The 13,922-nt window shown below is 60.7% G+C and carries 11 protein-coding genes; 6 read left to right on the top strand and 5 right to left on the bottom strand.

Annotated features, from left to right (window positions below; genetic code table 11):
* Positions 1-374: 374 nt before the first annotated feature.
* The 4 genes from SIAM614_RS13500 to SIAM614_RS13485 all read right to left on the bottom strand — a co-directional run bounded on the left by SIAM614_RS13500 (position 375) and on the right by SIAM614_RS13485 (position 5,616).
* Positions 375-2,027, bottom strand: coding sequence for an ABC transporter ATP-binding protein (locus SIAM614_RS13500; protein WP_006935301.1), 1,653 nt, complete (start codon positions 2,025-2,027; stop codon positions 375-377).
* A gap of 2 nt (positions 2,028-2,029) precedes the next feature.
* Positions 2,030-3,094, bottom strand: a complete 1,065-nt coding sequence (locus SIAM614_RS13495; RefSeq protein WP_006935300.1) for an ABC transporter permease — start codon at positions 3,092-3,094, stop codon at positions 2,030-2,032.
* A 10-nt stretch (positions 3,095-3,104) separates the two neighbouring features.
* On the bottom strand, positions 3,105-4,061 hold the full coding sequence (locus tag SIAM614_RS13490) for an ABC transporter permease (protein WP_006935299.1): 957 nt from the start codon (positions 4,059-4,061) through the stop codon (positions 3,105-3,107).
* Between the two features lie 187 nt (positions 4,062-4,248).
* Positions 4,249-5,616, bottom strand: coding sequence for an ABC transporter substrate-binding protein (locus tag SIAM614_RS13485; RefSeq protein ID WP_208983981.1), 1,368 nt, complete (start codon positions 5,614-5,616; stop codon positions 4,249-4,251).
* A gap of 941 nt (positions 5,617-6,557) precedes the next feature.
* On the opposite strand from SIAM614_RS13485, the gene SIAM614_RS13480 reads away from it, so the two are divergent.
* The 6 genes from SIAM614_RS13480 to SIAM614_RS13455 are packed head-to-tail and all read left to right on the top strand — an operon-like array spanning position 6,558 to position 12,723.
* Positions 6,558-7,514, top strand: coding sequence for a 3-oxoacyl-ACP synthase III family protein (locus tag SIAM614_RS13480; protein WP_229597969.1), 957 nt, complete (start codon positions 6,558-6,560; stop codon positions 7,512-7,514).
* A gap of 2 nt (positions 7,515-7,516) precedes the next feature.
* On the top strand, positions 7,517-8,503 hold the full coding sequence (locus SIAM614_RS13475) for an NAD-dependent epimerase/dehydratase family protein (RefSeq protein WP_006935296.1): 987 nt from the start codon (positions 7,517-7,519) through the stop codon (positions 8,501-8,503).
* 5 nt (positions 8,504-8,508) lie between these two features.
* Positions 8,509-9,324, top strand: a complete 816-nt coding sequence (locus SIAM614_RS13470) for an MBL fold metallo-hydrolase (RefSeq protein WP_229597972.1) — start codon at positions 8,509-8,511, stop codon at positions 9,322-9,324.
* Positions 9,321-10,592, top strand: a complete 1,272-nt coding sequence (locus SIAM614_RS13465) for a F390 synthetase-related protein (protein ID WP_006935294.1) — start codon at positions 9,321-9,323, stop codon at positions 10,590-10,592. Before SIAM614_RS13470 ends, SIAM614_RS13465 begins: the two co-directional genes overlap by 4 nt.
* Positions 10,589-11,737, top strand: a complete 1,149-nt coding sequence (locus tag SIAM614_RS13460) for a hypothetical protein (protein WP_006935293.1) — start codon at positions 10,589-10,591, stop codon at positions 11,735-11,737. The genes SIAM614_RS13465 and SIAM614_RS13460 overlap by 4 nt, the downstream gene beginning before the upstream one ends.
* Entirely contained in the window at positions 11,734-12,723 is a 990-nt protein-coding gene (locus SIAM614_RS13455) for a Rieske 2Fe-2S domain-containing protein (protein WP_006935292.1), read from the top strand. Before SIAM614_RS13460 ends, SIAM614_RS13455 begins: the two co-directional genes overlap by 4 nt.
* On the opposite strand, the gene SIAM614_RS13450 is transcribed toward SIAM614_RS13455, so the two are convergent.
* Positions 12,708-13,892, bottom strand: coding sequence for an ATP-grasp domain-containing protein (locus SIAM614_RS13450; RefSeq protein WP_006935291.1), 1,185 nt, complete (start codon positions 13,890-13,892; stop codon positions 12,708-12,710). The two genes, SIAM614_RS13455 and SIAM614_RS13450, sit on opposite strands and share 16 nt — an antisense overlap.
* Between the last annotated feature and the right edge of the window lie 30 nt (positions 13,893-13,922).

Below are 13,922 nucleotides of genomic sequence, written 5' to 3'. Positions count from 1 at the left end.
CTATGCCATGTGTGAATAGACCGCAGAACAGTTATGCAAAAATAGGAGGCAGATTGGTGTTTTGACTCATTGAATTCTTAACTTTCCTCCCGTATCTGTCCCGCAGAATAAATAGTCGCAACCCCGCTCAAGAAGCGTGCATTTCTGGAGGTCGGTATGACCCGGGACGATCTCATTCGCGAATACAGGACACACAGCGGTTCATGGCCGGCACTTGTCGGTGTGTACGCTGTTATCGTGGGTGCGATGGCTCTCTCCGGCTACATGATGGTCGGTTGATCCCGCACGCCTGACGGAAGACACAGCAGCGTTTCAATCACCCCCGGAATTATCCGGGGGTGATTGCGTTTTTGCGGCAGGTAAGCCGCCTGTTGTCAGACGTCGGCGGCTTCGCCGATGGCGTCGGTGCCACGTTCTTCCAGAAGCGTCGTCAGCCAGTTCGGATCCATTTCGGGAACCGAAGACAGAAGCAGGTCCGTGTAGGGGTGATGCGGCGGGGTGAACATTTCGTCCTTCGGCCCCTGTTCCACCACCTTGCCTCTCTGCATCACCACCACCTCGTCCGCGATGGAGCGCACCGTTGCCAGGTCGTGGGTGATGAACATATAGGCCAGGTTGAACTCCTGCTGCAGCCGGTCGAGCAGCTTCAGGATGCCTTCCGCCACAAGCTGGTCGAGCGCGCTCGTCACCTCGTCGCAGATGATGAAGGACGGATCGGCCGCCAGTGCCCGGGCAATGCCCACACGCTGTTTCTGGCCACCGGAAAGTTCCGGCGGATAACGGTTGTAGAACTTCGACGGTTCCAGCTCGATCAGGTCGAGCAACTCGTCGACACGGTTTTTCAGTTTCGCACCGTGCAGGCCGCCATAGAACTGGGCGGGCCGGCCGATGATTTCGCTGATCCTGATCTTCGGGTTCAACGCGGTATCGGCCATCTGGTAGATCATCTGCGCCTGGCGAAGCTGATCCTTGCTACGGTCCTGATAGCGCGGTGGCAGCGGTTCGCCCTTGAACAGGATCTGCCCCTTGGTGGGCGGCAACAGACCGGTGATGCAACGCGCCGTCGTCGACTTGCCGGAACCCGATTCGCCAACGACGGCAACCGTCATGCCCGGATAGATGTCGAAGGAGACATCGTCCAGCACCTTGGTCTTGCCATAGGCGGCGTCGATGCCCTGGACCGAGACGATCGGGATCGCATCGGCCTCCTTCGGCCGATGCTTCTGCGGCCGCTGGAAGCTGCGGACCGCCCACAGGCTCTTGGTGTAGTCCTCCTTGGGCGAGTCGAGCATCTCTTCGGTGGGTGCCTCCTCGACCTCCTCACCTTTCAGAAGCACCTTGATGGTGTCTGCCATCTGCGCCACCACCGCCAGGTCGTGGGTGATGTAGATCGCCGCCGTGTTGAACTGATCGACAATGTCCCGGATCGCCGCCAGAACCTCGATCTGTGTTGTCACATCGAGGGCAGTGGTCGGTTCATCGAAGATGATCAGATCCGGCCGGCACGCCATGGCCATGGCGGTCATGGCGCGCTGCAACTGGCCACCGGAGACCTGATGCGGGTAGCGGAAGCCGATTTCACCCGGGTTGGGAAGACGCAGCCGCTCATAAAGCTGCATGGCGTCTTCCTGGGCCTCGACCCGCTTCTGGATACGGTACTGGATCGGCGCTTCCGTATGCTGGTCGATGATCCGGTGTGCCGGATTGAACGAGGCGGCCGCCGACTGGGCGACATAGGCAATGCGCGAACCGCGCAAGGCCCTGAGATCGCTTTCCGGCGTCGTCGTCAGCTCCATGCCGTCGAACTCGATGGAGCCGCCGGAAATCCGGCAGCCATCGCGGGCAAAGCCCATGGCCGCCAGACCGATGGTCGACTTGCCGGCGCCGGATTCACCGATCAGCCCGAGCACCTCGCCCTTGTGAAGGGTGAGATCGACACCACGGACGATCTCGACCCATTTCTCGTCGGAATAGCCCTCGATCCGGAGATCGGAGATCCGAAGCAAAACGTCTCTTTTCGGCACCATTCTCAAACCTCCTTCAGGCCGGAAGACCGGAACAGCATCCAGTCGACGACGAAATTCACCGCAACGGTCAGAAGCGCGATGGCTGCTGCCGGGATCAGCGGTGTCATTTCACCAAACGAGATCAGTGTCGCGTTTTCGCGCACCATCGAGCCCCAGTCCGCGGTCGGCGGCTGAATGCCGAGGCCGAGGAACGACAGGCCGGCGATGAGCAGGAACACGAAGCAGAATTCCAGACCGAATTCGGCGATCAGCGGCGCTGTCGAGTTCGGCAGGATTTCCCGCCGGATCAGGTACCAGGTGCCTTCACCGCGCAGCTTGGCCGCTTCGATGTAATCCATCACCACCACGTTGCCGGCAACTGCCCGGGTGAGACGGAAGACGCGCGGCGAATAGATGACCGCGACCACGATCACGATCACCGCCAGGTTGGTGCCGAAGATACTGAGCATCAACAGGGCGAAAATCAGCGACGGCACGGACATGATGACATCGGCAAGGCGGCCGGCGAACTGGTCGAACCAGCCGCCTTTGGTGGCAGCGAGCAGACCGGCCAGTGCCCCCATGATGAAGGCCAGCATGGTTGCCAGCAGCGCGAGCCCGACAGAGTTGCGCGCACCGTAGATGATGCGGCTGAACATGTCGCGGCCGAGCTGGTCGGCCCCCAGAAGCATGGTTTCGTCCGGCGGCGCAAAGGCCGACGAAATCACCTCCGCTTCCCCGAAGGGCGCGATGACGGGGGCAAAGACCCCGGCAAGGGCATAGGTGAAGATCACGAACATGCCGAAGGCTGCCGTGAGAGGCGCGGTTCGCAATTCCTTGGACACCCCTTCGGGGGTGATGATGATCAGGAATTCACGGAACGCATAGGATGTCCCGGCTGCGAGCGCCAGCATACCTGCGGCCGTGGTGATGAACCGCAGTGCCGGAGCACCGCCGATGATCCCCGTGATGAAGGAAATCATCGTCAGGGAGAAAACAAGAATGAAGATATTGCGCTTGTTGAAATAGGCTGCCAGGCAGGAAGCCCCGATCAGCAGCGCATAGTAGCCAATGACGAATGTGCTCATGTCGCTGCCCTCATTTCGGATGCCGCAAACGCGGATTGGTCAGGATCGCGCCCACATCGGCTGCCAGGTTCAGCAGGATGAAGGTGGCGGCGAAGATCAGACAGCAGGCCTGCACGATCGGGAAATCGCGTTTGGCAACTGCGTCCACCAGAAGCTGGCCAACGCCCGGATAGACGAAGACAACTTCCACCAGGACCACACCGGTGATGAGATAGGCGAGATTGAGCGCAACCACGTTGATGATCGGCGCCCAGGCGTTGGGCAGGGCGTGCTTGACGATAACCTTCCAGGGCGGCACCCCTTTCAGCCGCGCCATCTCGATATAGGGCGAGGCCAGAAGGTTGATGATCGCGGCGCGCGTCATGCGCATCATGTGCGCCGTTACCACCAGAACCAGGGTCAGCGCGGGCAGGAACGTTCGATGCAACAGATCTCCAAAGCTCATGTCTGCGCTGAGGCTCGCAATGGCGGGGAAATAGTTGGATTTGACCGCCAGATAGAGAATGAGAATGTAGCCGAGAAAGAATTCCGGAGAGGAAATCGATGTCAGCGTGAGAACGTTGGCAACCCTGTCGAACAGCGTGTTGCGCAACAGGGCGACGATCACGCCGAGGACAATGGAAACCGGCACCGCGATGACAGCCGCGTAGGTCGCCAGGAACAGCGTGTTGACGAACCTGTCGCTGATGGCCGCGCTGACCCGTTCGCCGGAGACGAGCGAGACACCGAAATCGCCGGTGAGAGCACCGGCAAGCCAATGGAAATATCGAATGACGGCCGGCTGGTCGAGGCCAAGCTTCTCTCTAAGGGCAGCGACTGTTTCAGGCGTTGCTCCCTGTCCGAGAACGGCCTGGGCAATGTCGCCGGGCAGCAGTTCGACTGCAAAAAAGATCAGGATAGAGACCACAAGCAGTGTGATCGCCCCTAAGCCAAGTCTCTTCAGGACCAGCTGTAGGATGTCCCCCATATGTCCCTCCAAAATAGGAAAGCCCGACACGGCTCAATGCGCCGCCGGACAAACATCGGGCAGGTTTCCTGTCAGCTTTTTTTGGTTTGCTTTGGCAGGAGTCCTGTCCGTCCAGGACGGCCCTGTCCCGTGACCGGGGCAGGGCCAGATTGCAGGCAGCGGCGCTAGCCGCCACCCGAGCCTTCAATCAGGACTCGAACCACCAACGGCTGGCAGCACGGGCGCCGTCGTTTTCCCAGCTGGCAGCCAGTTTCTCCGGCGTACCCACCTTCGTGCTGTTAGCGTAAACGAAGTTGTTGAAGAACGGAATGATCGTCCCGCCGTCGTCACGCGCAAGCATGGCCATCTCGCGGTACATTTCCGCGCGTCGGGTGTCGTCCAGCTCGGCCTTGGCCTGCAGCAGAAGCTCGTTGAAGCGCGGGTTCTTCCAATGGGACTCGTTCCAGGCCGCGTCGTTCTTGTAGGCCAGCGTGTACATGACATCAGGTGTCGGACGCGCGCCCCAGGAGACGAGGCAGAACGGCTTCTTCAGCCAGACGTCCGAATAGTAGCCGTCGTTCGGCTCACGCACGACGTTGATGTTGATGCCTGCCGCCTTGGCGTGTTCGGCATAGAGCACCGCCATGTCGACCGCACCTGCATAGACGCTGTCCGCGGTGCTGAGGCTGACCGTAAGACCTTCCGCGCCCGCTTTCTTGAGCAGGGACTTGGCCTGATCCGGATCGTATTCGCGCTGCGGGATATCGTCCGGCCAGTAGGGTTGGGCCGGAGAATGGTGGAAGTCATTGCCCTTGGTCGCCGCACCGAAGGTGATCTTCTCGATGATATCGTCGCGGTTCATCGCCAGCTTCAGGGCGTTGCGCACATCGGGATTGTCGAACGGTGCCGTGTCGCAGAACATCGGCAGCGTGATGGCCCCCGCGGACGGGATGTTGTGAATCTTGATGTTCGGATTGCGCTGCAGCAGCCCCATGGTCTTCAGCTCGATCAGCGAAACCGCGTCCACATCACCGGTGACAAGCGCCGTCTGACGGGCATTCGGATCGTTCAGCGTGATGAGTTCGACCTTGTCGAAGTAGGCGCCTTCACCATGCCAGCCGTCATGCCGGCTGAGGCTGAACTGGACGCCGAATTCGCCGGTGTCGATCTTGTAGGGACCCGTACCGTCACCGGACTGCCAGTCAATCGTGCCATCGTCGTTGGCCGGGCAGATCGCCATGTGATAGTCGGTCATCAACCACGGGAAGTCGGCGTTGCCACCGGAAAGCTTCACGATAACGGTGTAGTCGCCGTCTTTGGTGATGTCGGTGACATCGGTCAGCAGCGCCTTGGCGGCGGAGGTGGTCTTTTCGCCACGGTGGTGGTTCAGCGAGGCGATAACATCATCAGCCGTCAGCTTCTTGCCGCTATGGAACGTGGCGTTTTCGGTCAGTTTGAAGGTCCACTCGGACGCATCAGCGCTGGCTTCCCAGCTTTCGGCCAGATCCGGCCCCAGCGATCCGTCGCCCATGATCATGGTCAGGTAGCTGCGGTGGGTATGGGCGAGGAAAATCATTACTCGGGTCAGATAGGTGCCCGGATCGTGTGAGTCTGATGTGTTGCCGTCATGGATACCCCAGCGAAACGTCCCGCCCTGCTTGGGCTGTGCTTTCGCCTTCGTGGACCAGAGGCCTGTCGCGGTGCTTGCTGTGAGTCCGGCCAACACGGAATAACGAAGAAAATCTCGTTTGCTGATTCCTCCCGTGCGGGCCGCTGATTCAAGCCTTTCAAGCATCTCGGCATCTTTGGATTTTGTCATATGACTCCCCTTTCGGTTTTTCTTCAAAAGTCTCTTGCCAACTTCCCAAATAGAGCATCTGTGATTTTTTTGTATCCATGATGCTCATTTGCGACATTTACATAGCAAAACACGAACTACCCCTGCTCGACCACCCCTCTGGGCAAATTCCTAATATAAAAATGTATAATTTAGAACGACTTCCCACATATTGTGCGCAGCAGCATTGTTCTGAAATATTTTTTCTTTTTGCGCATTTGTGAAAATTAGATCCGCCTATAGCTTTCTCTACTGAGATGGATCTCAGATAATTCTGTTAGGCGAAGTTCAGTATTCTTTGGGCTCTCCGGTGAAGAGGCGTGGCGATTGGTATTTCGGTTTGTATTCGGAAGGGCCGAAGCGGCAGAAATGGCACAGGTTTCTTGTCAAAAGAGCCGATCTCCGGACCGCCGGGTGCAGATCATCGGATCCGTCATGGGCCACGCTATCGACAGCAGCCAACGTGCCAAAAGGCGAACGCCGCCGGTGCCATCGGCAGGCATCGAGACAATGCGATGCGGTGTCAGGCGACCCCGCCTTGACCGGCCCACCCAGTCCCCCATCCTTCTTGCGTGTCTTCCCCCAGTGACTTAGATCCTTCTTTGAAGCCGGTCCGGACCGGTGTGCTAACGGAGGCCGCATCCATTCTTCCCGTCAGAATTGCCGGCACTGGGCATGCCTTGCCAGCACAGTCCATCACTTCGGAAACTCTTGACCATCGACTTGGGTTCCCGACCGGGCATTTAAAAACACTGTCCGGCGTTTCAAGCCGGTTCGTCGCAGCAGAGGAAAGCCAGATAGATCTGGCGGTTGCGGCCTGCGAAGCTGCGCTTGAAAAAGCAGGCCGAACGCCGAAGGACGTTGATCTCGTCGTTGGCGCTTGCGGCATTCCCTACCAGACCCTTCCGGCAACCGCGCCGCTGGTGATGCAGAGACTGGGTTTTGCGGATGGCACGGCGGCAGCCTACGACGTCAATGCCACCTGTCTTTCCTTCCTGAGCGCTTTTGAGCTTGCCGCCAACAAACTTGCGCTCGGGCAAGCCGCGGCAGTGCTGGTGTTTGCGGCGGATATCGCCTCGCGTGCCTTGCCATGGGAAGACCAACCCGACGTTGCCGCCCTGTTTGGCGACGGTGCGGCCGCAACCGTTCTGACGACAGGAGACGAAAACGGCCCTGGCATTGCAGCCTCGCTGCTGCGGACCTACCCATCCGCCTATGCCGCGTGTGAGATCGGAGCCGGCGGCACACGGTTCGATTTTCACAAGGACCGCGAGACCTTTGCCCGTCATGCCGTGTTTCACATGGACGGCAAGGATCTCTTCCGGGTCACGCACAAGCACTTTCCGCAGTTCGTCGACGAACTGCTGTCGAAAGCCGGCTGGAACCGGCAGGATATCGATCTCGTCGTGCCACATCAGGCAAGCCCGCTCGCGCTTGAGCACATGATCCGGGAAACCGGGATGGAGCGCAGCCGCGTGGTCGACATCGGCAACACACATGGCAACCAGATTGCAGCGTCGCTGCCGACCGCGCTCGACATTGCCTGGCGCCAGGGCCGGATAGAACCCGGCATGCGTATCCTGTTGCTCGGGACATCCGCCGGTGTCACCTTTGGCGGCATGGCCCTGGAGGTTTGACCATGGGGCGTTTGCTGGTGACGGGAGCGACGGGATTTCTGGGCGGCACGCTGATCCGTCATTTGCGCGCGAAGGGCGCTAACCCCGTCGCGCTTGGCCGCAACGAATTCCACTGTCAGCACCTTGAGGCCGAGGGCTTCGATGTCGTGCGCATGGATCTGTCCCGCCCCTGCGACCCAGACCAGTTCGCACCCTTTGGTCCGGTCAGCGCCGTTGTTCACTGCGCTGCGCTCTCCGCCCCGTGGGGGCCGCGAAACGCCTTCGTGGCGGCGAATGTCACCGGGACAAAACACATGCTTGATCTTGCCGGCAAGCTTGGCGTGCGCCGCTTCGTCAACATTTCCTCGCCCACTGTCACTTTCGAGATGAAGGACAAGGAAAACGTTCGGGAATATGAACCGCTGCCGCCGCCCATCAACGCCTATGCGGCAACCAAGGCCGATGCAGAGCGACTGGTGCTTGCGCGTGCCGACCTTGGCCCGATCAACCTGCGCCCACGAGGCCTTTACGGCGCCGGGGACACGACCCTTCTGCCTCGTTTGCTTGCCGCGGCCCATAAGCGGCCCTTGCCGCTTTTCAGGGAGGGAACAGCCTCCATCGACCTGACCCACGTCGAGGATCTGCTCTCAGCCATCGACGCCGCCCTTGAAGCCTCTCCTGCATGTGAGGGCGAGACGTTCAACATTTCCGGCGGTGAGCCTTTACCAATACGCTTCATTGTCGACCGGGTCTGTGCCGCCAGGGGTGTTCCGGTGCGCTGGCGAAAGCGCCCCCTCGCTCCGGCGATTTTGGCGGCAAGGCTTCGGGAGAGGGCGAGCCTGGTTGTGCCGGGTGCAGGCGAACCTCTGGCAACGCCTTATACGCTTGGTCTCTTCGCCTTCCGGCAGAGCCTCGACATTTCCAAGGCTGCGCGACTGCTGAGCTGGCGGCCGCAGATCGATTTCGAACGCGGACTTGCTAAAACACTTGGCGAAGGGAGAGCCCATTGACGCCGGTGTTTGCCAACAGCGCCTTCGTTTCCGCACCGGAGAGGTTGGCGGTCCGTGGCGGCGGTCGGCATCCGCTTCGCTTCAAGGTGCGCTATGGCGTTTACCAGCAACCGACCGCCGGACTGGTGCTGATCGATACCGGCTACGGACCTCAGGTCACCGAAGGTCCGGGCCGAAGCCTGCCGCTGCGCCTCTATGCCAGGCTGCTGCGGCCAGAGCTGGTTGAAGAGCATCAGCCGGTCCGTGTGCTTGAACGCCTGAACGCAAGCACAGAAGACGTCGCAGCCATCGTGCTGACCCATTTTCACGCCGACCATGTTGCCGCGCTCACTCTTTTTCCAAAGGCGAGGATCTATGCGAAAGCAGCGGTGCTCGCTCGTATCCTTGCGCGCTCAAGGTTCGCGAACCTGCGCCACGGTGTCTTTGACGAGCTGCTGCCGCAGGATCTCACCAGCCGGATCGTTGATATCGCCCAACTGCCGGTCAGGCGTGCTCCCCATGGACTGGTGGAAGGCGCCGATCTCTTTGGGGACGGCACCCTGCTTGCCGTCGACTTGCCCGGCCATGCGGAAGGCCATTTCGGCATCTGCTTTGCCGGGTTGCCCGTGCCTCTGCTTTACGCTGTCGACGCTCAGTGGTGCGCGGCAGCGCTTGCGCCCGGTAAGGCGCCCGGACTGTCCTCGGCTCTTGTCGCTACGGATCGAAGAGCGCTTGCCGCAAGCACCCGCCGGGTCGCCGCATTTCTCGAAAACGGCGGTGATGCCTTGCTGTGCCACGATCCGTCCGACAGCCCCTACGACCTGCCGGGGGCTCCGGCATGAGCGGGCGTTTTCAGACCGCTGTTGCCTTTGCCGAAACGCTGTGGACGGGCCGCAGTGGCCGATCCCGGCAGGCTTTCGAAAACTGGCAGGAGCGTCGGCTGGATGCCTGGTTGCACCAGTCTCTTCCCAAGGTCGATTTCTACCGCGATGCGCCACCGCGCCTCGACCAACTCCCAGTCATCGACAAGGCTATCGTGATGAGCCGGTTCGAGGCCTTCAACAGGGCCCGGATCACCACAGCGGCCGGATGGCAGGCCTTGGAGACGGGCGGCGAGATCAAGGGGATCAACATCGGCGCCAGCACGGGCACCAGCGGCAACAGGGGTCTTTATGCCATTACAGCGGCGGAGCGGTTCCGCTGGCTCGGCACCATTCTGGCCAAATCATTACCCGGCTTTCTGTGGCAAAGGGAACGGGTCGCGATCATCCTGCCACAGTCCTCCTCGCTTTATGAAAGCCCGGCGAAACTGCGGCAATTGCAGTTGCGGTTCTTCGATCTGCGCCATGGCATAGCCGCCTGGCTGGACGATCTGGAAACCTTCGACCCGACGACCATTGTCGCCCCGCCCCGGGTGCTGCGGCACCTGGCGGAAACATCGAACCGCCTTGCCCCTCGAAAGCTCTATGCCGGGGCAGAGACGCTCGATCCCGTTGATCGTTCAGCAATCGAGCAGAGATTCAGCCTTACCCTCGGGCAGATCTACATGGCAACCGAAGGCCTTTTTGCCGTGACGTGTGCCCACGGACGGCTGCATCTTGCCGAGGACGCCAATTATTTCGAATTCGAGCCGGTCGCGAACGGTCTCGTCACCCCGCTGGTGACCGGCTTTCGCCGTGATTTCCAGATCATGGCACGATACCGGATGAACGACCTTTTGCGCCTGTCTTCGGAACCCTGCGCCTGCGGCTCACCGCTTCGGGCAGTCGATGAAGTGATCGGACGGATGGACGATATCTTTGTCTTCACCAACGAAGCGGGAGTGGAAGTGCCTGTCACGCCCGACATCCTGCGCAATGCGGTTCTGGACGCCTCTCGCGAGATCTCCGATTTTCGCCTCGTGCAGGAAGAAGATGGATCGGCCACCCTGCTGCTGCCGCCGGAACTGCCGGACACAGCCGCTAGGGCTGCGCAGTCAGCCCTCGGCAAAACCTTCAACGCACTTGGGCTTGCGCCCCCGATTTCTCTCCACCGGGAAAGCTTGCCCCTGGAAAGCACCCGCAAGCTGCGGCGGGTGGAGCGCCGGTTCAAACGGCAGGCTCAATCATGACCACAGCGCAGTATCCGGTCATGCGGGACACGTCGGCCAACGGAGGTGTGAGCAACGCCCCCGAGACCGTTCATGCCTTCGTGCGTTTGTGCAACGACTTTGCCATGCCTGATCTTGTTGCCAATCTCACGACACGCGTCTGCGCGCTGGAGATTGCCGGGCGCTGTTTTCCGGTGACGATCAACGAACCGAGCCGCCCGCCGACCTGCTATATCTGCTCGCCCAGCGCCGCCTATATCGACTATGCAATCGAGGAAACGCGCAATTTTCTGAAGTCACCGCTGACCTACCATCTGGTGCGACCACTGATCCGGACCTGTGCGCCCTTGATCGCGGCCAGCGGACTTGACCGGCAGGTGCAGGTGAACAACTGGCTGCTGTCGACCAATCCCGTGCCGGAAATCGATCCTGCCGCTGCCCGCGAGATGGCCAGCACCCTTTCGCAGCGCCACCCCGAGCATGCCATCGTCATCCGGTCGCTCAATGGCCGGGCCGACCGAACATCGATGAATGCCCTCCGGCAAGCAGGGTTCAGACTTCTGGCAGCCCGGCGGATCTATCTCTACTCCGGTGACAAAACGCCCGGAAAGCCGACGCAAAACCGCCACTACGACACAAGGCTGATGCAAAAGACGCCTTATCGGCTGGCGGAAAACGACAGTTTCGACGGGCAGGATTATGCGCGTGCCGCAGAGCTCTACAAGCTGCTCTATCTCGACAAATATACGCCGCTCAATCCGCAGTACACGGCAACCTACATCCGGGAATGCCACCAACGCGGCCTGTTCCAACTGCTTGGTTACCGCGATGCCAGCGGCCAGTTGGTGGCGGTCGCCGGTTTCTTTGCGAACGGCCGCACGTTGACGCAGCCGCTGGTCGGATACGATACCCGCCTGCCGCTGAAGGACGGGCTCTACCGGCTGGTCATGGCGGCAGGTCAGGACATTGCCGAGCGGCACAGTCTCTTTTTCAACATGAGTGCAGGCGCCGGCTACTTCAAACGGCTGCGCGGGGCAGAACCGGAAATCGAGTTCAACGCCGTCTATGCCGGCCATCTGTCCCGGCGCAGACAACTGGCGGTGCGGAGCCTTGAAACGCTTCTGTCGCGCATCGGCATTCCCCTTCTGGAGGCCTTCGACCTATGACCTCATCCAGGGATTTCTGGCAGGCCGTTGCGCTTGTGAAGGATATCAAGCGGCAGCCGTTGCGGCTTGAGTTCGGCGGCGAACCGGTGGTGCTGTTCGAGAGCAGGTCCGGCATTGCGGCTCTGGCCGACCGTTGCCCCCACCGGCTGATGGAGCTGTCGAAAGGAAAGGTCGTCGGGGGTGAGATCGAATGTCCCTACCACGGCTGGCGGTTTGACGGCAGCGGACGCTGCACCGCCATTCCGGGACACCTGGGCGACGTACCGGGTTACCGCATTCCCGGGCTCAAGACGTTCGTGAAGGACGGAGTGATCTTTCTCTCCAAAGGAGACCCCGCCGGCGAACCATACCTGCACCCGATGGAAGGAAAGAAGGTGCTGGTGCGGCTGGTGCGCAGCAGCACCAGGTCGACATTGATCGATACCGCTGAAAACATCCTTGATGCGACCCACACCCATTTCACCTATAAGGGCCTGCTGCGCGGCCTCAGCAGCAAACGCCACCGGGTTCGGGTCGATATCACCGGCGGGGCGGGCTGGGTCGAAGCCGTCTATACTGGAGAAGACCGGCAACACGGGCTGATCAGCAAGCTGCTGGAAGCCGGACGGGTGCGGACCATCGGGCGGTATCGTTTTCCCGGCATCGCCGAGCTGGAATACTGGGGTGAAAACGGCCTCGCGCTGGCAACCACCTTTCATCTGCGGCAGGCGGCCGAAGGACGTGTTGAGGGCATCGGCTGCCTGATCGGCCCGCACAAAGGCCTGCTCGACCGGATGAAGTCCTGGGTGTTCCAGCCCATGTTCCGCATTGCTCTGGAACAAGACCGCCGCGTGCTGACATCCTCGCTTGAAAACGCTGCCCGGTTTCCCGACGCGAAACCTCTTATCGGACCGCTCGATTATTTGCGCCGGGACATCGAAGCAATTGAAAAAGGCGAGCTACCAGGCACGGCCCAGTCCCCCAGGACCGCCTATATCGAGCTCTGATCCGGCCCGTTCCACTCGATGTCCCTTGTGGTGGCGCTTTGAAGGCTGATGCGATGGCGCAGGGCAATGGCCGCAATTTCCAGAAAGGCGGGTATTTGTGCACGGCCGGGGGCGGGATCGTCTGCGGTTCCGACGATCTCCTCGGCGGCACCGAACACCTTGCGGAAGCGCCGAATGTCCCATGAGCGGAGCGCTGCGGGCAGGCCATAGATCCACATGGCAAGACGCACGGTCTGAATGCGCGTTACATCCGGCAGGACTTCCGCGCCACCTTGCGATAGCGCACGGACGAACCGGTCCGCGTCTTTGAAAAAGTGCAGGCCGCTGGTCGCGCGCGGATTGCATTCCAACGGTCGCACAGAGCCATCCTTGAGACGCATCAGGTCAAATGAGACCTGTCCGGTCCAACCTGTTTTCTGGACGAATGTTTCGACAAACTCCCGTGCGGCTGCGTCCCCGACAGGTTCAAAACAGACCCCGGCCCCGGCACCCGCCCGGTAAAGTGAGCGGTAAATCGACACTGCCAGCACCTTGCCGCCACGTGCTACGGCATAGGCACTGATTTCCTCGCCCTGCAACCGCTCCTGCGCGACCCAGGGCATCGCGGTGCTCGGCACCACGTGTTTCAACTTGCCGGGAGTGGGCGCCACCAGCAGCTGACCGGCAAAGCGCGACCAGACCGGTTTGAACACAAGGTTTCCTGCCTCCTTGCCGAGGCCGGTGAGATCTTCCGGGGACCTCAGCAGCCTTGTTACAGGTACGGCGATACCGAAGCCCTCACATAGCCTGATGAAATCATGCTTGTTGTGGGCCGTCTGAAGCAGGTCGAGGCCTGGTGCGAACAACTCCGCCCCGAGGCCACGCCTTTCTCTGAGAGCGGCGAGGTAGAAGACCTCCTCACAGGTCGGAATGATCAATGCCGGCTTTTCGCGTTCGACCAGCGCCTCTACAGCGATGGCGAAGTCTTCCGGATGAAACCTCGGCGATGGCAGACGCTGATAGACCGCGCAGGCGCGGCTTGAACTGGAGAGCGGCCGAGCAGGCATATCGGCCAGAACAACCCGCCAACCGGCTGCGTGAAACAGCCGGGCATGATGCAGGGCAACAGGCGCACGGGCACCCGTTATCAGAACGGTCTGGCCGGAGGATGCTCGGAAGGCAGGCTGCATCGTCGTCAGCTTCCTTTATCGAATGCAGAT

Source organism: Roseibium aggregatum IAM 12614 (genome assembly GCF_000168975.1).
In the GTDB taxonomy this organism is placed as follows: domain Bacteria; phylum Pseudomonadota; class Alphaproteobacteria; order Rhizobiales; family Stappiaceae; genus Roseibium; species Roseibium aggregatum.
Note: the sequence above shows the minus strand (reverse complement) of the source record. Positions and strands in the feature narration are given on the sequence as shown.